Below are 21,339 nucleotides of genomic sequence, written 5' to 3' on the forward strand. Positions count from 1 at the left end.
GACGCGCAAGGAGCGCCGCAATGAACAAAATCAAATTTCCAGGCCAGCAGATCGGCGAGTTTTCGATCACGGCCATCAGTGACGGATACCTTTCCGCAAGTCTAGATCTTCTCTCCAATATCGATTCTATGGAGGCGTCCAAGTTGCAGCAGGACGCAGGCGTGAGCGACCCATCCTCGATCCACATCAACTGTTACCTGGTGCGTGGAAGGGGTCGCACGATCCTCATCGACGCGGGAGCTGGTGGGTTCAAGCAATGGGGTGGAAAGTTGATAGCGAATCTCGCACTTGCTGGTGTGCAGCCCTCCGACATTGACACCATTCTTCTGACCCATGCACATCCCGACCATGTTGGGGGGCTGCTTGACTCGTCAGGGGAAGCTGCCTTTCCCGATGCAGAGTTAGTCATCCACCAGCGTGAGGTTTCTTTTTGGAAGGATGATGGCAACCTCAGCCGAGCGAGTGAGCGGGCTCGTGGCAACTTTCTGTTTGCTCGGAAGGTGTTCGATCAGTATCGGGAGAAGATGCGCACGTTTACTGATAGCGAAGTTCTCGCTGGCATTAATGCCATGCCCCTTCCAGGACATACCGCAGGACATTCCGGTTATCGCATCGAATCCGATGGTCGTAGCCTGCTGGTTTGGGGGGATATCGTTCATTTCCCCCAAATTCAGATTGCTCGTCCCGACGTATCCATTGCATTCGACCAAGATCCGCTTCTTTCCGCCGAAACACGATCCAAACTATTGAATGTTGTTAGCTCGGATAAGATTCTTATCGCTGGTATGCACCTTGGCGAACTCGGATTTGCACATGTCGAGCGGATAGGCAAGACCTACAAAATTTCCTACGAAACTTAGCGGCTGTTCGAGATGCCTACGATGCGTCGGCTGCGGCGAATGAGGTCATTGATCCCACGGCGCCTCCTGCCAGCGGTCGAACAGAAAATCGCTGAACGCCGTCAGCCGGCGCGGCACTGGTTCGCGCCGCGCCCGCACGATGCTGATCTTCGAGGGCGTGGCTTCCCATTCTGGCAACACGCGCACCAGCCTCCCGTCGCGCAGTTCCTCGTGAATGTCCCAGGTCTCGCGCAGCGAGATACCCAACCCGGTCAGGCACCACGCATGTAGCACGTCGCCGTTGTCGCTGCACAGCGTACCGCTGACCGCGACAGGCTTCTCCCGGTGGCCCTTGTGCAGCGGCCAGGTGCTTTGCAGCAGGCCCGGATAGGCGAACACCAGGCAGTTGTGCCGTTCCAGTTCTTCCGGCTGCGCGGGACTGCCATGCGCTTTCAGGTAGGCGGGAGACGCCGCCAGGATGCGCCGGTTGTCGGCCACGCGCCGCGCCACCAAACGCGAATCGGCCAACTCGCCCATGCGGATCGCCAGGTCGAGGTCGCCGCTATACAGATCCTGCACCTGATCGGACAGGCGCAAGTCGAAACCGACCCTGGGATGCAGGCGGCAGAAATCGTGGATTGCCGGGGCCACGAACTTGCGCCCGAACGGCATGGGCGCGGTCAGGCGGATGATGCCGCTCAGTTCCTGGCTGCCGCCGGTCGCCAGTTCCTGTACTTCTTCAAGCACCGCCAGGGCCACCCGCGCGCGCTCGGCGATGGCGCGGCCCTCGCCGGTGATGCGCAGGTTGCGGGTGTTGCGCTCGAACAGCGTGGTGCCCAGCGCCTGTTCCAGCCGGGCGATCTGCTTGCTGACCGTCTTGGGCGCGAGGTGCAGGTCGCGTGCGGCGGCGGAAAAGCTTTGGCGCTCCACCACATGCACGAACACCGCCAGGTCATCGAGGTTGCGCAGGGCCATTTGGGTCATTCCGGGGAAAGTGTTTGTCTATTTTGGTCGTTCAAAGGATATACCGGATTCACCAGAATGAGGTTCCTTACTTCGCATGCCGCAACGCGCACGCCTCCGCCGGAGGCGATCGGCGGTGTGCTCGACTCGCTTGCAGGAGCCTCCGATGACCCAACGCATTCTTTTCGTCTTGACCAGCCACGACCGCAAGGGACCGGCCGGCGCCGCCGATGCAGCGCCCAGCGGTTTCTATCTGTCCGAGGTCACGCATCCGCATCGGGTGCTGGCCGACGCCGGCCATGCGGTCGATTTCGTCAGCCCCAAGGGCGGCAAGACGCACGTCGATGGACTCGATCTGGACGATCCGATCAATGCCGCGTTCTGGAACGATGCGACGCTAAGAAGCGCCACCGAGAACACCATGGCACCCACGCAGGTCGATCCCGATGCCTACGCCGCGATCTTCTACGCCGGCGGCCACGCGACGATGTGGGACTTCCCGGACAACGCCGAACTGGCGGCCATTGCGGCGTTCATCTACGAGCGTGGCGGCGTGGTCGCGGCGGTGTGCCACGGGCCGGCCGGGCTGGTAAACCTCAAGTTGTCCGATGGCGGCTATCTGGTAGCGGGTAAGGACGTGTCGGCCTTCACCAACGAGGAGGAGCGTGCGGTCGGCCTGTACGACACGGTGCCGTTCCTATTGGCCGATGCCCTGCAGAAACGCGGTGCCCGGCATGTGCCCGCGCCGAACTTCCAGGCGCAGGTGGTCGTGAGCGAGCGGCTGGTGACGGGCCAGAACCCGGCTTCTGCCAAGGGTGTGGCCGAGGCGATGCTGCCGCTGCTGGTGGCAGCTTCCGTGGATCGGGCCTGAGCCATGAGAGAGCGCATGCCTTTCGTCATCTATGTCTTCGCGCTTTGCGCGTTCGCCCTGGGCTTCACCGAGTTCGTCACCATCGGGCTGGTGTCCACCATTTCCGCTCACCTGCATGCCAGCGTCGCGCAGGTCGGCACGGCGGTCACAGCCTATGCGCTGGGCGCTGTGATCGGTGCGCCGGGCCTGACGGCGCTCGCCACGCGCTGGCCGCGCAAGCGGCTGCTGCTGGTGGCGATGGGGCTGTTCACGCTGGGCAATGCGGTGGTCAGCCTGTCCGATGCACTGACGCCCATGCTTGTGGCCCGCTTCGCCTCCGGGCTGGGGCATGGGGTATTTCTCGCCGTAGCATCCAGCGTGGCAACCCAATTGGCGGGCCGGCATCGTGCCGGCGCGGCGGTGGCTGTGGTGTTCGGCGGCCTGACGCTGGCACTGGCGCTGGGCGTACCGCTCGGCACCTACCTGGGCAGCGTGTTGAGCTGGCAGGTCATCTTCATGGCAGTGGCCGCAAGTGGTGCCATTGGGTTCGTCGGCCTGCTGGCCCTGATGCCGACAGATCGGAACGATACCTCTGCGCAGGCCAATGCGATGGATGGCCTGAAAGCCATGTTCAATCCACGTCTGCTGGCCGGAGCCGGCATCACCGTGTTGGCGTATGCGGGGTCCTTCGCGGTCTACACCTACATTTCGCCGATCCTGCTGCAAGTGACGAACGTCAGTGCAAGCACAGCGAGCCTTTTGATGCTGGGCTACGGCGTGATGGCCGCCATCGGCAATGTATGGGGCGGGCGGCTGACCGACCGCAAGGGTGCGGACTTCGCAGTGATGCTCGTACTGGTGGGCTTGGCCGTGGTGCTGCTGGCGATTTGGGCATCGGCGTCGTCGTTGCCATTGATGGTGTTGCTGACGGGCCTGCTGGGTGCTCTGACCTATGCGGCGGTGCCGGCCTTGCAGGCGCGGGTGATCGGGCTGTCGCACATCCACGCGCCGCAGGCGCCAGCGGTGGCGGCTGGACTGAACATCGCCGGCTTCAATGGCGGCATCGCGCTGGGTTCGCTGCTAGGCGGGGCCAGCCTGGAAGCGATGGGGCTAACCAGCACGGCTTGGGTCGGTGCGGTGGCCGTCGGCCTGGGAATCGTCTGGATGCTCTGGCAGATGCGAGAGAACTGTGCTCAACGCACCGAAGTGCCTGGATGAGGGTATAGCGATGGAGCTTCGTCAACTGCGTTGCTTTCGGGCCGTAGGCGAGGAACTTCACTTCGCTCAGGCGGCCGTCCAGCGTTGGCTTCAACCGTCACTGTCCTGCATCCCACGGCGCCTCCCGCCATTGTTCGGCCAAGAACTCCACGAAAGCGCCGATCCGGCGCGGCACAGGGTCGCGCTGGACGCGCACTGCTTGGATGGGCGTCGCAGGTTCCGCCCATTCGGGCAGGACGCGCATCAGGGCACCGCTGCGCAGTTCATCGGCGACATCCCAGGTCTCGCGCAGCGAAATCCCCATCCCGGCAACGCTCCAGGCGCGCAGCGCATCGCCGTTGTCGCTGCGCAGGTCGCCCATGACTTCCGCCACCTCGGTTCTGCCGCCGCAGACGCTGTGCTTGAGCGTCCAACGGTTCTGTCGCAAGCCTGGATAGGCAAACAGCAGGCATTGGTGCTGATGCAACTCGCGGGGATGCGAAGGAGCGCCCATGTCTCGCAGATAGGCCGGCGCCGCCACCAGAATGCGCCGACTGTCGGCCAGCTTGCGGCTGACCAGCCGGGAGTCGGCGAGCTGGCCGACTCGCACTGCCAGGTCAATATCGCCGCCGTACAGATCGACCACATGGTCGCTCAACTGCAAATCGAAGCCCAGCCGGGGATGACGCTCGCGGAAGGCCGCGATGACCGTCGCCAAGTAACGCACTCCCAGGGGCACCGGCGCCGTCACGCGCAATATGCCCGTCAACGTCTGCGCGCCCTGCCGGGCCACGTCGGCGGCCTCTTCGAGCAAGGCCAAGGCCGGGCGGGCACGCTCGGCGACGGCGCGGCCTTCGTCAGTGATGCGCAAGTGCCGCGTGTTGCGCTCGAACAGGCGGGCGCCCAGTGCTTGTTCCAGCCGCGCAATCTGCTTGCTTACCGTGGCCGGGGCCAGGTCCAGCGCCCGCGCGGCGGACGAGAACCCCTCGCATTCCACGACCTTCAGGAAGACCGCGAGATCGTCAAGATTGCGCAACTGCATGAGTTGATCCATTTCGCCATAAGTGTTCTTCCAATTTACTCGTTTCTGGAAATAAATGGGATGCTCAGAATGAAGGCTCATCGCCTTGTCTTTCTGCGCCTGCGGCGGTTCCCCCGCCATAGGCCGCACTCTGGAGTTTCCCGATGCCAGTCGTCATCTACATCTTCACGCTTTGCGCTTTCGCCATCGGCTTCACCGAATTCATAAGCATCGGTCTGGCATCAGCCCTGGCGGCCGATCTGCATGCCAGCGTGTCCCAAGCGGGCCTAGCCGTGACCTTCTACGCACTCGGCGTTGTAGTCGGCGCCCCGGTATTGACCGCACTGGCGGCCAGTTGGTCACGCAAGCGGCTGCTGCTGGTCGCCATGCTGGCGTTCACCGCAGGCAATCTGCTGGCGGCGTGCGCCATGCATCTACCGCTGCTGTTAGTGGCTCGCTTGCTATCGGGGCTGGCGCATGGGGTGTTCTTCGCGGTGGCGTCCAGCGTGGCGACGCGATTGGTGGCGCCGCAACGCGCCGGTGCGGCACTAGCCCTGGTGTTCGGCGGCGTCACGGTGGCCATGGCCTTGGGCGTTCCGGCGGGCACCTGGCTGGGCAGCGTGCTTCCATGGCAGTGGATCTTCGCCTTGATCGCCGGTTGCGGACTCATCGGCGCGCTGGGGTTGGCCTGGTGGATGCCGGCCGGTGCGGGGGACCTGGACGTGGCAGGCACGGGCTGGCGGCAGTTGCCGGTGCTATTCGATCGACGGTTGCTTGCCGGCGCCAGCTTGCCGCTGCTGTCCTACACCGGTTCTTTCGCGCTCTATACCTTCATCACGCCGTTGCTTCTACAAGTCACCCGCACCGATATTCGAGGTGCAAGCGTGATGCTGCTGGCCTATGGCGTGGGTGCAGCGATCGGCAATGTCGTGGGCGGACGGATGACCGATCGCTTGGGTATGGATCGCGCCTCGCTCTGGCTGTTGGTCGGTATCGCTGCGGTGCTGGCCTTGATCGGTGTCGGCCAGGCCAGCTTTCCGGCGATGGTGGTGTTGGTCATGGCGCTGGGACTGACGACCTACGGCGCCATTCCGCCCTTGCAGTCGCGCATCCTGGCACTCGCGCATCGGCACCGGCCGCAGGCGCTCGATGTGGCCTCCGGCTTGAACATCGCCGCCTTCAATGCTGGCGTAGTGGTGGGTTCGATGCTGGGCGCGGCCGCGCTGGCGAGCTGGGGACTGTCCAGCTTGGCCTGGGTCGGGCTGGGCATCGCGGTGCTGGCCGTTCTCGCATTGCTGTGGCAGCGGGGCGTGCCCGCCATGCGGTTCGATGGCCCCGTGGCAGCGGAATAAGGAGCGCCCCCATGCCATTGCATCCTCAAGTCCAGGCCTTCCTTGATGAGCGGAATCGGGTCGATCCGCATATCGACTACACGCGCATCACGGCGCCCGAATTGCGCTCATGTTTTGCCATCCCAGCGAGTGCTACACCCTCGGGTACGCAGTCGCTGCGGATCGAGGAACAATGCATCGCGGTACGTTCCGGGAAAATCGGCTTGCGCCTGTACATCCCGTCAACGTCTGAACCCGCACCGATCACCGTGTTCTTCCACGGTGGAGGCTTCTGCATCGGCGACCTGGATACCACGAATAGCCTGTGCCGAAGCCTCGCAATCCGCTCACGCAGCGTTGTGGCATCGGTGGATTACCGACTGGCGCCAGAGGCACCGTTTCCGGCCGGCGTGGAGGACGCGCAAGATAGCCTGCGTTGGGTCATCCAGCATGCGGCCACCTTCGGTGCAGATGCCGCGCGGCTTGCCGTGGCGGGAAACAGCTCCGGCGCGAACTTCGCGGCCGTCGTGGCGCAATGGGCACGCTACCAAGGCATTTCGTTGCGCCATCAGCTATTGCTGTTCCCGGTTACGGATGGGAGCCGAGAGGCTTCTTCGTATTCCACGTTCGCAGACGGCTATTTCCTGACGGCGGACATGATGCGCTGGTTCTGGCGGCACTACTTGCCTGCCGCCGACTTCGCAAGCGACCCGCGCTCATCGCCCCTTCTCGAAACCGATCTAACCGCGCTCGCGCCGGCCACCGTCTTCACCGCCGAGTACGACGTGTTGCGCGACGAAGGCGAAGCCTATGCCCAGGCGCTGGAACAGGCCGGCGTACCTGTTCGACTCAAGCGTTGGGCTGGCCAGATTCACGACTTTACCTTGATGGCCGAGCATGTAGCTGAAGCAGAAACGGCCCTGTGCGAGGCCGGTGATGCCCTGTATCGGGCGTTGCACACCGAATGACCGCCAGGGCGGAGGTTAAATGATGGAACTACGGCACCTCCGCTGTTTCCTTGCCGTAGCCGAAGAACTGCACTTCGCTCGTGCCGCCGAGAAACTGCATATCGAGCAGTCGCCGTTGTCCCGCGCGATCAAAGAACTGGAGGAAGACCTTGGTGTGCAGTTGTTTGTTCGCACGACGCGAAGCACGCGGCTAACCCGAGCCGGCAAGCTGTTCCTTGAGCACGTGCCCCGTATCTTTGCCGCCTTGCAGCAGGCTCGCGATAGCGTGAGGGCGGCGGCCAATGGCTACCACGGTCAGTTGCGCATCGCTTTGTCAGACGGCATCACCCCTTCGCGCTTGTCGGCTTTGCTTGCGTTGTGCCGACAGGAGGAGCCCGAGGTTGAAATCCGTCTGTTCGAGGTGCCGCTGTCGCAACAGATCAAGGGACTACACGACGACCTCTACGACGTGGGGCTGGCACAGTCCGACGAGGTTGGCGATGGAATCTTGGCGGTGCCGGTCTGGTCTGATCCGCTGATGGTTGCGGTGCCGACGCGGCATCCACTGTTGACCCACAAGCGTATCCCACTCGATGAGGTGTTGCGTTATCCGCTGGTGTTGTGCGATCCGATAGTATGCGAAGGACATGCGCGGCAGGTAGCCCGCGTGCTACGTGCAGTGGATCGAGAGCCGTTAGTGGCCGAACAGGTCACATCCTTCGACTTGATGATGGCGCTGGTGGCAGCGGGCTTTGCCTTGGGACTGGCAGGCGCATCACAGATCGCCACCAACCGCGAGCAGGGCATCGTAGCCCGCCCCTTCGCGGGACGCTCGCCGATGCTCATGACCTACCTGCTGCGTCTGAACGAAGAGCCTTCCGAGACCCTGAACCATTTCATGGATCGAGTTGGCGACATCGAATCGCCCGACATCAGCAAACGCATCACGTATCCCAAGCCTCATACCACGGAGGAGATCGAGCCATGAACAAGACCATGCCGCTTTTGCTCGCCGTAGTGCTCGCAGGTTGTGGGCCATCATCGCAACCGACCGAGACGGTGAAATCGCTCGCTGCCAACCCCGAACGCCTGAATGAACTGCGCCAGCAGTGCAAGACAGATCGCGCCAAGCTCGGTGACGAACTCTGCAATCGCGTGGCCGAAGCGACGAACCGCCGTTTCCTCGGGGACGGCAAGACGCCCTACAACCCACCGAAGGAAGCACCGAAGTTCTGATTGTTGCCGATGCGCACGAAACTTCGATTTCCTAACTCGATACGCCGTAATGCGCCTTTGCTTACGGCGTTTTTCTTTTGTTCGCCTCTGCGCGAAATCTTGCTTTTTTCTCGATATTTCTGCCGATAACGGTCTTTGACCGTCCCTTGACCTGACGTCAATCCTCGTAACTACGGCACGCCTTTGTGCCGCGTGTTGCGCAGGAGAAAGCGGAGGCCGAGATGCAGGGTCAAGGCGTGCTGTTCGGGCAGATTGCCGTCGTATTCGGTATCGTGTTCACCGGCGTGTGGGCAGCCACACAATGGACAGCCGCCGCCCTGGGCTTCCAGCTACGCCTTGGCTCGCCCTGGTTCGATTTCTTCGGCACGCCGGTCTATCACCCGTGGCGGCTGTTCGGGTGGTGGTTCCTCTACGACGGCTATGCGCCGCGCATCTTCAGCATAGGCGGTGCCATCGCGGCAGGCGGCGGCCTGGTGGCCGTGCTGGTCGCCATCACCATGTCGGTGTGGCGTTCACGGCAGTCGAAGCTCGTCACGACCTATGGTTCGGCGCGCTGGGCAGAAGTCGCCGACATTCACAAGGCCGGCCTCGATAAACCGGCCGGCGTGTTCCTCGGCCTGCATCGCGGGCAATACCTGCGGCATGAAGGCCCGGAACACGTCCTGACTTTCGCGCCGACGCGCTCGGGCAAGGGCGTTGGCCTCGTGGTGCCGACGCTGTTGAGCTGGCCGGCGTCTGCCGTCATCCACGACATCAAGGGTGAGAACTGGCAGATCACCGCCGGCTGGCGTTCGCGCTTCTCGCACTGTCTGCTGTTCAACCCGACCGATCCGAAGTCGGCCGCGTACAACCCGCTGCTCGAAGTCCGGCGTGGTGCGCATGAAGTGCGCGACGTGCAGAACATCGCAGACATTCTCGTCGATCCCGAAGGCGCGCTCGAACGCCGCAACCATTGGGAGAAGACTTCGCACGCGCTGCTGGTCGGAGCGATCCTGCATGTGCTTTATGCGGGCGAGGACAAGACGCTGCGCGGCGTCGCCAACTTCCTGTCCGATCCGGCGTGTCCGTTCGAGCTGACGCTGCACCGAATGATGACGACGCGGCATCTCGGCGATACGCCCCATCCTGTTGTCGCCTCCGCCGCGCGCGAAGTGCTCAACAAATCGGACAACGAGCGTTCGGGCGTGCTGTCCACGGCCATGTCGTTCCTCGGCCTGTACCGCGATCCCACGGTGGCGGAAGTCACCTCGCGCTGCGACTGGCGCATCGCTGACCTGATTGCGTCCGAGCATCCCGTCTCGCTGTACCTCGTCGTGCCACCTTCGGACATCAGCCGCACGAAGCCACTGGTGCGCTTGATCCTCAACCAGATTGGTCGGCGTCTGACCGAATCGCTCGACGGCAGCGATGGCATCGCACGTCGCCACAAGCTGCTGTTGATGCTCGACGAATTCCCGGCGCTGGGCCGGCTCGATTTCTTCGAGACGGCGCTGGCGTTCATGGCCGGCTATGGCATCCGCAGCTTCCTCATCGCGCAGTCGCTCAACCAGATCGACAAAGCCTACGGCCAGAACCATTCCATCCTCGACAACTGCCATGTGCGCGTGACGTTCGCCACCAACGACGAACGCACCGCCAAGCGCATCTCCGAAACGCTCGGCACCGCGACCGAACTGCGCGCACAGCGCAACTACGCTGGGCACCGGCTCGCGCCGTGGCTCGGACACCTGATGGTGTCGCGTCAGGAAACCGCACGCCCGCTGCTGACGCCGGGCGAAGTGATGCAGCTCCCGCCCGACGACGAAGTGGTGATGGTGTCCAGCGTCGCGCCGATCAAGGCGAAGAAGCTGCGCTACTACACCGACGCCAATTTCAAGCGCCGCGTGCTGCCGCCGCCCGCGCTCGTCGCTGGGCGCTATGTGGATACGCCACCATCGCGGCCCGACGACTGGAGTGGGCTGGCGATTCCAGCCGCTCCGGTCGCGCCCGCTGCTGTCGGCTTCGCGGGCGGCGATGCCTGCACCGACGACGGCGGCCCGCGCCGGCAACCAGAACTTTCCGAAGTCGCCGAATACAGCCCCGAACCGCAACCGGCCGACAACGACCTGGCGCTGCTCGATGACGACGACCTGCCGTTGCCGCTTCCCCGCCAGCTCGACCCGGCCATGCAACGCACGGCCCGGCTGGCGTCCCTCGACCAACAAGATGGGATCGAGCTATGAGCCAGTACCGCCTCAACCTGTTCATTCCGCGCGAGCACGCCAAGCGCCTCGATGAGCTAGCGACGAAGAAAGGTGTCTCGAAATCCAGCATCGTCGCGGCGGCGCTCGCATCCTGGCTGTCGCCCGACGCCGGCGACCAGCGCGAGGCGGCGATTGCCAGGCGCCTCGACCGGCTGACGCGCCAGTTCGAGCGGCTGGAGCGCGACCAGAACATCGAGATCGAAACGCTGGCGCTATTTGTTCGCTACTTCCTGACGGTCAGCACGCCGGTTCCCGAAGCCCATCAGGAAGCGGCCCGCGCACAGGGCAAGGCGCGCTTCGAACAGTTCGTCGAACAGCTCGGCCGCCACCTGATGCGCGGGCGCAGCTTGGTGCGCGACGTGGTGGAAGAACTGAACCCCGACCCTGCGCGGCTCGATGACGCGGCGGCACTGGCCGAAGCGCAGGAGCGTGCTTCATGAGCGCCGTGCCGCAGTCCTTTGTAGCCACGTCGCTCGACCGACGCATCCGCATGTTGCGCACGGCGATGGGGCCGCTGATCGCCGCCGCGCTCGAAGACCCGGACGTGGTGGAAATCATGCTCAACCCCGACCACTCCCTATGGGTGGATCGGTTGTCCACCGGCCGCGCGCCGATGGGCGCGGAACTGTCGGAAGAAGACGGCGAACGCATCATCCGCCTGGTCGCGGCCCATGTCGGCGCGGAAGTGCATCACGGCCGGCCGCTCCTGACCGCCGAACTGCCGGAAACCGGCGAACGCTTCGAGGGCATCCTGCCGCCGGCGGCTCCTGGCCCGGCCTTCGCGCTACGCAAGCGCGCGGTCGGCGTCATTCCGCTGGATCGCTACGTCGCCGACGGAATGATGACCGCCGAACAGGCCACGTTCCTGTGCGCCGCTGTGCGCGACCGGCAGAACATTCTCATCGCTGGCGGCACCAGCACCGGCAAGACCACGCTCGCCAATGCCTTGCTCGCGGAAATCGCCGCCACGGGCGACCGCGTGCTGGTACTCGAAGACACCGTCGAACTGCAATGCGCGGCACGCGATCACGTACCGCTGCGCACCCGCGTCGGCGTCGTGTCGATGACCGAGCTGGTGCGCGCCACGATGCGCCTGCGCCCCGACCGCGTGATCGTCGGCGAGGTGCGTGGCGGCGAGGCGCTGGATCTCATCAAGGTGTGGGGCACGGGCCACCCCGGCGGCATCGCCACGATTCACGCCGGCTCGGCCGTGGGCGCGCTGCTGCGCCTCGAACAACTGATTCTCGAAGTGGCCGTGAATCCGCCGCGTGCGCTCATCGCCGAGGCAGTCAACGTCGTCATCCACATCGCCGGCCGCGGCCGCAAGCGCCGCATCGAGAGCATCGCCCGCGTCGTCGGTTTCGATGGCATGGGCTACCGCCTCGCGGACGCACTGGAGCCGCTGCCACATCCCGAGCTGCCGCTGTCTTTCCCATCCCCTGACCACGCTGGAGAACTGCCATGATGCAGATGCACGCCGCTGCTTTCCGTTTTTCCGTAAATCCGGTTTCCATCCTCGCGCGCCTGCGCCGTCTGGCCGCGCCGGCGCACCACGGCCTGCTGTCGGCCGCCGTCATGGTGATGGCGGCCGGCACGGCGAAGGCGTCCGGTTCGTCGATGCCGTGGGAAACGCCGCTGCAATCCATCCTCGATTCGATCCAGGGGCCGGTCGCCAAGATCGTTGCGGTGCTCATCATCATTTCGACCGGCCTGGCACTGGCCTTCGGCGATACCAGCGGCGGCTTTCGCAAGCTCATCCAGATCGTGTTCGGCCTGTCCATCGCGTTCGCCGCATCGAGCTTCTTCCTCTCGTTCTTCAGCTTCTCCGGCGGGGCCGTCGTATGAGCACGGCCAATGATCTTCCGGGCTTCGAGGTGCCACTGCATCGCTCGCTGACCGAGCCGATTCTGATGGGCGGCGCACCGCGCACCGTAGCGATTGCCAACGGCACTCTCTCCGGTGCGGTCGGGCTTGGCCTGCAACTCTGGATTCCCGGTGTCGCGCTCTGGATCGTCGGCCATTCGCTTGCCATGTGGGGCGCGCGCGTGGACGCGCAGTTCATGCAGGTGTTCGCCCGACACCTCCGGCACAAACCACTGCTGGACGTGTGACGGGAGAACGCCGCGATGCTCAACCTCGCCGAATACCGCCATCGTCCCGCGCTGCTTGCGGACTGGCTGCCGTGGGCCGGCCTCGTCGCGCCGGGTGTCGTCTTGAACAAGGACGGCAGTTTCCAGCGCACGGCGCGATTCCGTGGCCCTGATCTGGACAGCGCGACGCAAGGCGAACTGATCGCTACTACTGCGCGCTTGAACAACGCGCTGCGTCGGCTCGGTGCTGGCTGGGCGCTGTTCGTCGAAGCCGAACGCCGGCCGGCGGCGGACTATCCGCACTCGGATTTTCCCGAACCGCTGTCCTGGCTGGTGGACGAGGAACGCCGAGCGACCTTCGAGGAATCGAGCAACCACTTCGAGAGCGGCTATCACCTCACGCTGCAATACCTGCCACCGGAGGAATCGCGCGCACGCGCCGCAAAACTGCTGTACGAAAACACGCCTACGTCCGGCGTGAACTGGCGCGAACGCCTGACCGCGTTCGTCGCGGAAACCGCGCGTGTCTTCGATCTGCTCGACGGCGTGATGCCGGAAATCGACTGGCTCGATGACGCCGAAACGCTGACCTACCTGCACGCGACCGTCTCGACACGGCGCTACCGCATCGGTGTGCCGGAAGTGCCATTCCATCTCGACGCACTGCTGGCCGACATGCCGCTGGTCGGTGGCCTCGCGCCGATGCTGGGCGACCAGCACCTGCGCGTCGTCACGGTGCGCGGGTTCCCGACCTCGACCTGGCCGGGGATTCTGGACGACCTCAACCGGCTCGGTTTCGCCTACCGCTGGTCAACCCGGTTCCTTTGCCTCGACAAAGCCGAGGCCGAGAAGGAGTTGGGCCGCCTGCGCCGCCAGTGGTTCGCCAAGCGCAAGAACGTGCTCGCCTTGCTGCGCGAAACGATCTTCCAGCAGGAAAGCCCGCTGGTCGATACCGACGCCAGCAACAAGTCGGCCGATGCGGACGCCGCGATGCAGGAACTCGGTAGCGATCAGGTCGCCTTCGGTTTCGTCACCGCAACCGTGACCGTGCTCGATACCGACGCCGATACAGCCGACGAAAAGCTGCGCATGGTGGAGCGCGTGATTCAGAGCCGCGGCTTCGTGACGATCCCCGAAACCCTCAATTCGGTGGAGGCGTGGCTGTCGTCGGTGCCGGGCAATGCCTACGCCAACGTGCGCCAGCCCATCGTCTCGACGCTGAACCTCGCGCACCTGATGCCGGTGTCGGCGGTATGGGCCGGGCCGGAGAAGAACGAGCATCTCGGCGGCCCGCCGCTGATCGTTACCCGCACCGAAGGCGCCACGCCGTTCCGGCTGGTGACGCACATCGGCGACGTGGGACACACACTGATTGCCGGCCCGACCGGCATGGGCAAGTCCGTCCTGCTCGCCACGCTGGCGATGCAGTTCCGCCGCTATCCCGGCTCGCGCATCTTCGCCTTCGACATGGGCCGCTCGATGCGGGCGACGGCGCTGGGCCTGGATGGTGAGTATTACGACCTCGGCGCTGATGGCGCGATCGCGTTTCAGCCGCTCGCACGTATCGATCAGGAGAGCTATCGCACCTGGGCGGCCGAATGGGTCGAAGGCCGATTGCTGCACGAAGGCATCGCCATCGGCCCGGACGAGAAGGCATCCATCTGGTCGGCGCTCGGTAGCCTTGCCGGCGCGCCGCTCGAACAGCGCACGCTCACCGGCCTGTCGGTACTGCTGCAATCGAACGCGCTTCGGCAGGCGCTCGCGCCCTATGTGCTCGGTGGCGCGCACGGCAAGCTGCTCGACGCCGATCACGACCGGCTCGGTTCCGCCGACGTGCAGTGTTTCGAGATGGAGGAACTGATGCACAGCAAGGCCGCCGTTCTGGCCGTGCTGGGCTATCTGTTCGCGCGCTTCGATGAGTGGTTCGATGGTGCGCCGACGCTGCTGATCCTCGACGAATCCTGGCTGTTCCTCGATGACCCGGTGTTCGCCGCGCGCATCCGCCAGTGGCTCAAGACGCTGCGCAAGAAGAACGTCAGCGTCATCTTCGCCACGCAGTCGCTCGCCGACATCAAGGATTCGAGCATCGCGCCCGCGATCATCGAGAGCTGCGCCAGTCGCATCTTCTTGCCGAACCCGCAGGCGACCGAGCCGCAGATTCGGACGATCTACGAAGGCTTCGGCCTCAACAGCCGCCAAATCGAAATCGTCGCCACCGCACAGCCCAAGCGCGATTACTACTACCAATCCCGCGCAGGCAATCGCCTGTTCGACCTCGACCTGGGGCCGGTCACGCTCGCGTTCGCTGGCGCATCCACACCGCAAGACCAACGCGACATCGACCGTGTGCTGACGCAAGCCGGCACTCCCGGCTTCGCCGGCGCGTGGCTGCGTCATCGCGGCCTCGATTGGGCGGCCGACCTGTTGCCGTCCGCGCCATCCGCCGCGTCCTTCCTCGCTCCTCAACCGCTGGAGGTTTCGCCGTGAAAATTCGCCTGCTTGCCCTTGCTGTCGCGGCGTTCGTCGGCGTCATGCCGGCCGCACACGCTCAATGGGCCGTCATCGACGCGACCAACCTCGTGCAGAACACGATGACGGCCGCGCGCACGCTGGAACAGATCAACAACCAGGTCAGGCAACTCCAGAACCAGGCGCAGTCGCTGATAAATCAGGCTCGCAACTTGGAGAGCCTGCCGTTCAACGTGGTCAGCCAGTTGCGTACGAACCTGGCGACCACGCAGCAGCTCATCACGCAGGCACAAGGGCTGGCGTTCCAGGTGCAGAGCATGGATCAGCAGTTCGCGCAGTTGTACCCGCAGCAGTACGCAGCAACCGTGAGCGGCAATCAGATGTACCAGGACGCACATCAGCGTTGGCAGAACACGCTCAACGGCTTGCAGACCACGATGCAGATGCAGGCGCAGGTATCGCAGAACGTGACCAGCGACGAAGGCGTGCTGACCGATCTCGTGAGCCAGAGCCAATCGGCCACCGGCGCCTTGCAGGCCCAGCAGGCGACCAATCAGCTTCTGGCCTTGCAGGCCAAGCAGTCGATCCAGACGCAGCAGCTCCAGCTCACGCAGGGGCGCGCAACGGCACTGGAACTAGCGCGGCAGGCTGCCGCCGTCGAACAGGGCCGCGTCATCACGCAACGGTTCCTCGGCACCGGCACACCGTACACGCCGCAGACCGTGAACTTCTACGGCAACTGACGGACACGGCCATGAAACGCGCTCCCGCTTTGTTCACCTTCGCGTGCCTGCTGGCCGGTTGCGACCGGCCGCAGGCGCTGTCGGTCGATGTGCTGGCCGCCGACCCGGGGCGGCTGCATGCGCTGCGCGCGCAATGCCGGCGTGGTGAGCATGACGCGGCGTTCTGCGCGCGGGTCGCGGAAGCCGACCTGCGCCGCTTCCTCTCCGGGCAGGCCCAGCCTGACGAATACCAGACGCTCGCCGACCTGCCGCCCATTCCGGCCAGCTTCGACGGCCCCAGCGAATCGACGGAGCAACGGCCATGAACGACGTTTCGATCATTGACCATTTCCTCAACGTCTTCTCGACGTACATCGACTCGGGCTTGGGTCTGTTGCGCGGTGAAGTGGGATTTCTGACCGCGACGCTGGTGGTCATCGACATGACGCTGGCCGGCCTCTATTGGGCACTGGGGCACGCCACCGGCCAGGGTGAAGACGTGATGGCGAAGCTCATCCGCAAGGTGCTCTACGTCGGCGCCTTCGCCTACATCATCGGCAACTTCAACATACTGTCCGGCGTCGTTTTTCGCTCGTTCGCCGGCCTGGGCCTGACGGCCACCGGCTCGGCCGTGAGCATGGAGACGTTCCTGCAACCGGGGCATCTCGCCAAGACCGGCATCGACGCCGGTATGCCGATCCTCGAACAGATCAGCGACATGGCCGGCTTCCCCGAGGTGTTCATCAACATCACGCCCATCGTCGTGATGTTCCTCGCCTGGCTGACCGTCATCGTCTGCTTCTTCGTGCTGGCGGTGCAGCTTTTCATCACGCTCATCGAGTTCAAGCTGACCACGCTCGCCGGCTTCGTGCTGGTGCCGTTCGCGCTCTGGAACAAGACCGCGTTCCTTGCCGAAAAAGTGCTCGGCAATGTGGTGTCGGCGGGCATCAAGGTACTGGTGCTGGCCGTCATCGTCGGCATCGGCACGGGCCTGTTCGCGGAGTTCCCGACGACGCCGGCCGAGCCGTCCATCGACCATGCGCTGGTCGTGATGCTGGCCTCACTCGCGTTGCTCGCGCTTGGCATCTACGGGCCGGGCATCGCGACGGGCCTCGTGTCCGGCGCACCGCAGCTCGGCGCGGGCGCGATGGCCGGTGCCGCCGTGGGCGCAGCCGGCACCGCTGTCGCTATCGGCGCGGCAGCTACGGGCGTCGGCGGTGCGGTCGTGGCTGGGGCGCGTATTGCGCCAGCCGCCGCCAGTGCGCTCGGCAAGGGCGCGCGCATGGCGGCATCCACGGCGGGCAGTGCTGGCTCGGCATTCCAGGCCGGTTCTGCCGCAGCCGGCGGCGGTGCGAAAGGCGCGATGGCGGGCCTGGGCAACGTCGCCAAGACCGGCGCACAGGCAGTCGGCCAAAAGGCCGCCGATGGCGCGCGCGCCTTCGGCCAACGTGCTGCCGCCGCTTTCCGTTCGGACGGCGCGGACAGCGCCGCATCCGGTAGCGGTGGTGCAGCGCCCGGTGCTGCTGCATCCGGTGAAGCCGCCGCCAACACCACCGACCAATCGCAACCCGCCTGGGCCAAGCGGCTGCATCGCCGCCAGCAGATCAGCCATGCCGCGACCACCGCTGCGCACACGTTGCGCGGTGGCGATGGCGGCGGCTCGGCACAAGGCCCAAGCCTGGGCCAATCAGACGAATGAGCGATTCTTGAGGAGAACCAACCATGCGATTCAAGCGACCTCAGGTGCGCTACGCCGACACGCCGCAGCCTGCCACTCCGTATCAAGCCGCCGCGCAGGTGTGGGACGAGCGCATCGGCTCGGCCCGCGTGCAGGCGAAGAACTGGCGGTTGATGGCCTTCGGCTGCCTCGTGCTCGCGCTGCTGATGGCTGGCGGCCTGGTCTGGCGCTCGGCGCAGTCCATCGTCACGCCTTACGTGGTGGAAGTGGATAAAACCGGCCAGGTGCGCGCGGTCGGCGAAGCCGCCACACCGTACCGGCCCGCCGATGCGCAGATCGCCTACCACCTGGCGAACTTCATCACGCTCGTTCGCTCGCTCTCCATCGACCCGATCGTGGTGCGGCAGAACTGGCTCAACGCCTACGACTACACCACCGACCGCGGCGCGGCCGTGCTCAACGACTACGCCAGCAAGAACGATCCGTTCGCCCGCGTCGGCAAGGAGTCGGTGACGGTGCAGATCACCAGCGTCGTTCGCGCCAGCGACTCGTCGTTCAACGTGCGCTGGACCGAGCAGCGATTCGTCAACGGCGCACCGGCTGGCACCGAACGCTGGAACGCCGTGGTGTCCATCGTCTTGCAAACCCCGCGCACCGAGCAACGCCTGCGCAAGAACCCGCTGGGCATCTACGCCAACGGCCTGTCGTGGAGCCGCGAACTCGATGCGTCCGAAGGAGCCAAGCCATGAACCCGCATTTCCGTATCTACGTTTCCGTTCTGACCGTGGCAGTCCTGTCGGGCTGCGCCTCGCAGGGTATGCCGCCGCCGCGCATCTCGCTCGATGAGCCGGTGCAGGCGCAGCCGCTGCCCGAACCGCCCAAGCCGGTCGAAGTGGTGGAGGTGCCGAAGGTGCCGCCGATGCCCGCGCAGATGAAGCCGCTCCCTGAGGCGGACGAGGCCAAGCCCGTGCCGGAGCCGGCTGACGAAACCGTGCGCGTGTCGCGCGCCAACACCGAGGCGCGCATAGCGCCCACGCGCGAGGGCTACGTCAACGCGATCCAAGTCTGGCCCTTCACCGATGGCGCGCTGTATCAGGTCTATGCCGCACCGGGGCGCGTGACCGTGATTTCGCTCCAGCCCGGCGAGGAACTGGTGACGGTCGCCGCTGGCGACACCGTGCGCTGGATCGTCGGCGACACGTCCAGCGGTGCCGGCAACGCGCTACACGTGAGCGTGCTGGTGAAGCCCATTCGCTCGGGCCTCAAGACGAACCTGGTCATCACCACTAGCCGGCGCACCTACCTGATCGAGCTGACCTCGACGGACAAGGCATGGATGGCGTCGGTGTCGTGGGAGTACCCGAAAGACCAGATGCTCGCGTTGCAGCGTCAGGATCGGGCCGCCCAAGCCGCCGCGCCGGTCGATACCGGTCTGTCGCTGGAGAAGATCCGCTTTCGCTACGCGGTCAGCGGCAGCAACCCGCCGTGGAAGCCGCTGCGCGCCTTTGACGATGGCGAGAAGGTCTATGTCCAGTTTCCGCCGGGCATCGCACAAGGCGAGCTGCCGCCGTTGTTCGTCATTGGCGCGCAGGGTGACGGGCAACTGGTGAACTACCGCTTCCGCTCGCCGTACTACATCGTGGATCGACTGTTCGGCGCGGCCGAACTGCGCCTGGGCGGTGACAAGGGCGACGTGGTCCGTATTGAGCGCACAGATGCCACGCGGGGGAACTGACCATGAGCCAGGACGAAACCCCGGACGTGCCCATCCCTGATGCCGCGCCGAAGATCGCGCCGGAGAATGTGGCTCTGCGGGCACAGCCACGGCCGGTCACGCGCCTGAATCGACGCACGCTGGCGCTGTTGACCGGCGGCCTGGGCGTCGCCGTGCTGGGCGCAACGATGTGGTCGTTGCAGCCGACGCATCGGCGCGGCGGCAATGAACCGGCCGAGCTTTACAATGTCGATCGCGTCTCGCGCTCCGAAGGGCTCGACCAGCTTCCCGCCGACTACTCCAAGCTGCCGCCGAAGGTGCCGGAGCTCGGGCCGCCGTTGCCTGGCGACTTGGGGCCGGCCATCGTGAAGTCGCAGCAGCCGGCAGTAGCCAGCTACACGTCACCTGGCCAGGATGCGGCGGCTGCCGAGCGCGATGCGCTGCGTAAGGAGGCGGAAGCGGCCGCGGGATCGTCGGTGTTCTTCCGCTCAAGCAACCAGCGGGCTGAGGCTGCGGCTGCGCCGGCGCAGACCGCTTCGGCCGCCCCGGCTCTCGGCCTAGCGGGCTTCGACCCGCAGGCCGCCGGGCCGGCCTCGACTGCGCCACAGCCTGCCGACCCGACGGCTGTGCAGAACCGGCAGGACCAGAAAGAGGCGTTCCAGCAAACCGGAACCACGGAAACCCGTAATTCCGGCAACCTGCAAATGCCGACCTCGCCGTATCAGGTGATGGCCGGGACGGTGATCGCGGCGGCGCTGGTGACAGGTATCAAGTCCGACCTGCCGGGCGACGTGATCGGCACGGTGACGGAGCCGGTGTATGACACGGCGACCGGCCGCTATCTGCTGATCCCACAAGGGTCGCGCATCTTCGGCAAGTACAACAGCCAGGTCGCCTATGGGCAGAGCCGCGTCCAGGTGGTGTGGAATCGCGTCATCCTGCCGGACACGTCTTCGCTCACCCTGGACAACCTAGCCGGCACCGATCCGGCCGGCTACGCCGGCCTGGAGGATGGTGTCGATTGGCATTGGGATCGCATCTTTGCCGGTGCGGCGCTGACCACGCTATTGGGCGTTGGCGCCGAACTGGCCGCACCCGAGAACCGCCAGAACGGCGATCGCGTCATCATCGCTGGGCGAGACAGCTTGCAGGACAGCGTGAACCAGGCGGGTCAAGAGATGACCCGGCGCAACCTAAACATCCAGCCGACCTTGACCGAACGGCCGGGCCTGCCGGTTCGCATCATCGTCAACCGCGATCTAGTGCTGCGGCCGTACCAACCGCTGTTCTTCAACCGGGAGACATCACGATGAGCACGACGCGCAAGCTGCGGCTCGGGCCGCTGCCCAAGACCGAGAGCATCAAGCTAACCTTCGCATGTCCGGCCAGCCTGAAAGCCGAACTGGATCGCTATGCCGCGCTACACGCGCAGACCTACGGCAAGACGGTCGATGCGGCGACGCTGATCCCGCACATGCTCGAGACGTTCATGGCGGGGGATCGGGGGTTTCGGAAGGGGGCGCGGTAGCTAGGCCTCCCGTAGCCCTATCGAAAAGAGATATTATTCTTTCTCTATTTCGTCAATGGCCGTGCAATAATTTCATCCATGGCCAAAAAAGTTACCGCTCTGGGACAGGTCGCCGAATTGCGTATTCAGCAATTCGGCGAGCGTTTGCGTATGGCGCGGCTGCGGCGGCGCCTTACCGCCAAACATCTTGCGGAGCGCTCAGGAATGACGGCAGTAACGCTGCGCAATCTTGAGAGAGGTAATGCCGGAGTGACAATAGGGGCGTACCTGGCGGTCATGCAGGTACTAGGGGTCGATGGTGACCTGGATCTGCTGGTGATGGACGACCCCTTGGGAAGGCAGGTTCAAGATGCGAACTTGCCAAAAAGGGGGCGAGGTAGCGACAGCCTGTCGGTTGGCTCCGAATCGCGCTTTAAGGGAACGAGTGGCGCAAGGGGAGGCAAGGTTTCGCGCGTGTCGGCGGGACGGCCCCTCAAGTGATCGTATGCCTGGTGGCGACTAACGCTAAGAG

At 64.9% G+C, this 21,339-nt stretch carries 23 protein-coding genes; 21 read left to right on the forward strand and 2 right to left on the reverse strand.

Annotated features, from left to right (window positions below):
* Positions 1–20: 20 nt before the first annotated feature.
* Complete coding sequence (locus tag HWW87_RS22370; protein ID WP_175822193.1) at positions 21–860, forward strand: MBL fold metallo-hydrolase; 840 nt, start codon at positions 21–23, stop codon at positions 858–860.
* A 45-nt stretch (positions 861–905) separates the two neighbouring features.
* Here HWW87_RS22370 and HWW87_RS22375 read toward each other — a convergent pair whose 3' ends face one another.
* On the reverse strand, positions 906–1,814 hold the full coding sequence (locus tag HWW87_RS22375) for a LysR family transcriptional regulator (RefSeq protein WP_175822194.1): 909 nt from the start codon (positions 1,812–1,814) through the stop codon (positions 906–908).
* A 154-nt stretch (positions 1,815–1,968) separates the two neighbouring features.
* Here HWW87_RS22375 and HWW87_RS22380 point away from each other — a divergent pair, with 154 nt between their 5' ends.
* Positions 1,969–2,673, forward strand: a complete 705-nt coding sequence (locus HWW87_RS22380; RefSeq protein ID WP_175822195.1) for a type 1 glutamine amidotransferase domain-containing protein — start codon at positions 1,969–1,971, stop codon at positions 2,671–2,673.
* 15 nt (positions 2,674–2,688) lie between these two features.
* Positions 2,689–3,870, forward strand: coding sequence for an MFS transporter (locus HWW87_RS22385; RefSeq protein ID WP_244107322.1), 1,182 nt, complete (start codon positions 2,689–2,691; stop codon positions 3,868–3,870).
* Positions 3,871–3,967: 97 nt separating this feature from the next.
* On the opposite strand, the gene HWW87_RS22390 is transcribed toward HWW87_RS22385, so the two are convergent.
* Positions 3,968–5,011: a LysR family transcriptional regulator gene (locus tag HWW87_RS22390; protein WP_244107323.1), complete on the reverse strand. Its 1,044-nt coding sequence runs from the start codon at positions 5,009–5,011 to the stop codon at positions 3,968–3,970.
* Between the two features lie 23 nt (positions 5,012–5,034).
* Between HWW87_RS22390 and HWW87_RS22395 the strand changes: the two genes are divergently transcribed.
* The 18 genes from HWW87_RS22395 (at position 5,035) to HWW87_RS22480 (ending at position 21,308) form a co-directional block, all read left to right on the forward strand.
* Positions 5,035–6,222 (forward strand): MFS transporter, encoded by a 1,188-nt coding sequence (locus HWW87_RS22395; protein WP_175822197.1) that lies wholly within the window; start codon positions 5,035–5,037, stop codon positions 6,220–6,222.
* 11 nt (positions 6,223–6,233) lie between these two features.
* Positions 6,234–7,169 carry an alpha/beta hydrolase gene (locus HWW87_RS22400; RefSeq protein ID WP_175822198.1) on the forward strand — a complete coding sequence of 312 codons (936 nt, stop codon included), beginning with the start codon at positions 6,234–6,236 and terminating at the stop codon, positions 7,167–7,169.
* Between the two features lie 22 nt (positions 7,170–7,191).
* Positions 7,192–8,136, forward strand: coding sequence for a LysR family transcriptional regulator (locus tag HWW87_RS22405; protein WP_175822387.1), 945 nt, complete (start codon positions 7,192–7,194; stop codon positions 8,134–8,136).
* Positions 8,133–8,384, forward strand: a complete 252-nt coding sequence (locus tag HWW87_RS22410) for an EexN family lipoprotein (protein ID WP_175822199.1) — start codon at positions 8,133–8,135, stop codon at positions 8,382–8,384. The genes HWW87_RS22405 and HWW87_RS22410 overlap by 4 nt, the downstream gene beginning before the upstream one ends.
* Before the next feature lie 221 nt (positions 8,385–8,605).
* Positions 8,606–10,606, forward strand: coding sequence for a conjugal transfer protein TraG (locus HWW87_RS22415; protein ID WP_175822200.1), 2,001 nt, complete (start codon positions 8,606–8,608; stop codon positions 10,604–10,606).
* Positions 10,603–11,067, forward strand: a complete 465-nt coding sequence (locus HWW87_RS22420; RefSeq protein WP_175822201.1) for a ribbon-helix-helix protein, CopG family — start codon at positions 10,603–10,605, stop codon at positions 11,065–11,067. The genes HWW87_RS22415 and HWW87_RS22420 overlap by 4 nt, the downstream gene beginning before the upstream one ends.
* Positions 11,064–12,092 carry a P-type conjugative transfer ATPase TrbB gene (trbB, locus tag HWW87_RS22425; RefSeq protein ID WP_175822202.1) on the forward strand — a complete coding sequence of 343 codons (1,029 nt, stop codon included), beginning with the start codon at positions 11,064–11,066 and terminating at the stop codon, positions 12,090–12,092. Before HWW87_RS22420 ends, trbB begins: the two co-directional genes overlap by 4 nt.
* The gene (locus HWW87_RS22430; protein WP_175822203.1) at positions 12,089–12,472 is read left to right on the forward strand and encodes a TrbC/VirB2 family protein; all 384 of its coding nucleotides are present in this window, start codon (positions 12,089–12,091) and stop codon (positions 12,470–12,472) included. Before trbB ends, HWW87_RS22430 begins: the two co-directional genes overlap by 4 nt.
* Entirely contained in the window at positions 12,469–12,738 is a 270-nt protein-coding gene (locus tag HWW87_RS22435; RefSeq protein WP_175822204.1) for a VirB3 family type IV secretion system protein, read from the forward strand. Before HWW87_RS22430 ends, HWW87_RS22435 begins: the two co-directional genes overlap by 4 nt.
* 15 nt (positions 12,739–12,753) lie before the next feature.
* Positions 12,754–15,204, forward strand: a complete 2,451-nt coding sequence (gene trbE / locus HWW87_RS22440; protein WP_175822205.1) for a conjugal transfer protein TrbE — start codon at positions 12,754–12,756, stop codon at positions 15,202–15,204.
* Positions 15,201–15,929: a P-type conjugative transfer protein TrbJ gene (gene trbJ / locus HWW87_RS22445; RefSeq protein ID WP_175822206.1), complete on the forward strand. Its 729-nt coding sequence runs from the start codon at positions 15,201–15,203 to the stop codon at positions 15,927–15,929. Before trbE ends, trbJ begins: the two co-directional genes overlap by 4 nt.
* Before the next feature lie 11 nt (positions 15,930–15,940).
* Complete coding sequence (locus tag HWW87_RS22450) at positions 15,941–16,234, forward strand: hypothetical protein (protein WP_175822207.1); 294 nt, start codon at positions 15,941–15,943, stop codon at positions 16,232–16,234.
* Positions 16,231–17,607 carry a P-type conjugative transfer protein TrbL gene (gene trbL / locus HWW87_RS22455; RefSeq protein WP_175822208.1) on the forward strand — a complete coding sequence of 459 codons (1,377 nt, stop codon included), beginning with the start codon at positions 16,231–16,233 and terminating at the stop codon, positions 17,605–17,607. The genes HWW87_RS22450 and trbL overlap by 4 nt, the downstream gene beginning before the upstream one ends.
* Before the next feature lie 23 nt (positions 17,608–17,630).
* A complete protein-coding gene (gene trbF, locus HWW87_RS22460) occupies positions 17,631–18,335 on the forward strand; it encodes a conjugal transfer protein TrbF (RefSeq protein WP_175822209.1) in 705 nt (234 codons plus the stop codon).
* Positions 18,332–19,321 (forward strand): P-type conjugative transfer protein TrbG, encoded by a 990-nt coding sequence (trbG, locus tag HWW87_RS22465; protein WP_175822210.1) that lies wholly within the window; start codon positions 18,332–18,334, stop codon positions 19,319–19,321. The genes trbF and trbG overlap by 4 nt, the downstream gene beginning before the upstream one ends.
* 2 nt (positions 19,322–19,323) lie before the next feature.
* Complete coding sequence (locus HWW87_RS22470) at positions 19,324–20,613, forward strand: TrbI/VirB10 family protein (protein WP_175822211.1); 1,290 nt, start codon at positions 19,324–19,326, stop codon at positions 20,611–20,613.
* Positions 20,610–20,828, forward strand: coding sequence for a DUF2274 domain-containing protein (locus HWW87_RS22475; RefSeq protein WP_175822212.1), 219 nt, complete (start codon positions 20,610–20,612; stop codon positions 20,826–20,828). The genes HWW87_RS22470 and HWW87_RS22475 overlap by 4 nt, the downstream gene beginning before the upstream one ends.
* A 78-nt stretch (positions 20,829–20,906) precedes the next feature.
* On the forward strand, positions 20,907–21,308 hold the full coding sequence (locus HWW87_RS22480; RefSeq protein WP_175822213.1) for a helix-turn-helix transcriptional regulator: 402 nt from the start codon (positions 20,907–20,909) through the stop codon (positions 21,306–21,308).
* The last annotated feature ends 31 nt before the right edge of the window (positions 21,309–21,339 follow it).

The sequence above is a fragment of the Burkholderia sp. BCC0419 genome (assembly GCF_902830285.1).
Taxonomy (GTDB): Bacteria; Pseudomonadota; Gammaproteobacteria; order Burkholderiales; family Burkholderiaceae; genus Burkholderia.

Coding starts and splice junctions, on each gene's coding strand:
- HWW87_RS22370 (WP_175822193.1), top strand. CDS start 21: ATGAACAAAATCAAATTTCCAGGCCAGCAGATCGGCGAGTTTTCGATC.
- HWW87_RS22375 (WP_175822194.1), bottom strand. CDS start 1,814: ATGGCCCTGCGCAACCTCGATGACCTGGCGGTGTTCGTGCATGTGGTG.
- HWW87_RS22380 (WP_175822195.1), top strand. CDS start 1,969: ATGACCCAACGCATTCTTTTCGTCTTGACCAGCCACGACCGCAAGGGA.
- HWW87_RS22385 (WP_244107322.1), top strand. CDS start 2,689: ATGCCTTTCGTCATCTATGTCTTCGCGCTTTGCGCGTTCGCCCTGGGC.
- HWW87_RS22390 (WP_244107323.1), bottom strand. CDS start 5,011: ATGGCGGGGGAACCGCCGCAGGCGCAGAAAGACAAGGCGATGAGCCTT.
- HWW87_RS22395 (WP_175822197.1), top strand. CDS start 5,035: ATGCCAGTCGTCATCTACATCTTCACGCTTTGCGCTTTCGCCATCGGC.
- HWW87_RS22400 (WP_175822198.1), top strand. CDS start 6,234: ATGCCATTGCATCCTCAAGTCCAGGCCTTCCTTGATGAGCGGAATCGG.
- HWW87_RS22405 (WP_175822387.1), top strand. CDS start 7,192: ATGGAACTACGGCACCTCCGCTGTTTCCTTGCCGTAGCCGAAGAACTG.
- HWW87_RS22410 (WP_175822199.1), top strand. CDS start 8,133: ATGAACAAGACCATGCCGCTTTTGCTCGCCGTAGTGCTCGCAGGTTGT.
- HWW87_RS22415 (WP_175822200.1), top strand. CDS start 8,606: ATGCAGGGTCAAGGCGTGCTGTTCGGGCAGATTGCCGTCGTATTCGGT.
- HWW87_RS22420 (WP_175822201.1), top strand. CDS start 10,603: ATGAGCCAGTACCGCCTCAACCTGTTCATTCCGCGCGAGCACGCCAAG.
- trbB (WP_175822202.1), top strand. CDS start 11,064: ATGAGCGCCGTGCCGCAGTCCTTTGTAGCCACGTCGCTCGACCGACGC.
- HWW87_RS22430 (WP_175822203.1), top strand. CDS start 12,089: ATGATGCAGATGCACGCCGCTGCTTTCCGTTTTTCCGTAAATCCGGTT.
- HWW87_RS22435 (WP_175822204.1), top strand. CDS start 12,469: ATGAGCACGGCCAATGATCTTCCGGGCTTCGAGGTGCCACTGCATCGC.
- trbE (WP_175822205.1), top strand. CDS start 12,754: ATGCTCAACCTCGCCGAATACCGCCATCGTCCCGCGCTGCTTGCGGAC.
- HWW87_RS22450 (WP_175822207.1), top strand. CDS start 15,941: ATGAAACGCGCTCCCGCTTTGTTCACCTTCGCGTGCCTGCTGGCCGGT.
- trbL (WP_175822208.1), top strand. CDS start 16,231: ATGAACGACGTTTCGATCATTGACCATTTCCTCAACGTCTTCTCGACG.
- trbF (WP_175822209.1), top strand. CDS start 17,631: ATGCGATTCAAGCGACCTCAGGTGCGCTACGCCGACACGCCGCAGCCT.
- trbG (WP_175822210.1), top strand. CDS start 18,332: ATGAACCCGCATTTCCGTATCTACGTTTCCGTTCTGACCGTGGCAGTC.
- HWW87_RS22470 (WP_175822211.1), top strand. CDS start 19,324: ATGAGCCAGGACGAAACCCCGGACGTGCCCATCCCTGATGCCGCGCCG.
- HWW87_RS22475 (WP_175822212.1), top strand. CDS start 20,610: ATGAGCACGACGCGCAAGCTGCGGCTCGGGCCGCTGCCCAAGACCGAG.
- HWW87_RS22480 (WP_175822213.1), top strand. CDS start 20,907: ATGGCCAAAAAAGTTACCGCTCTGGGACAGGTCGCCGAATTGCGTATT.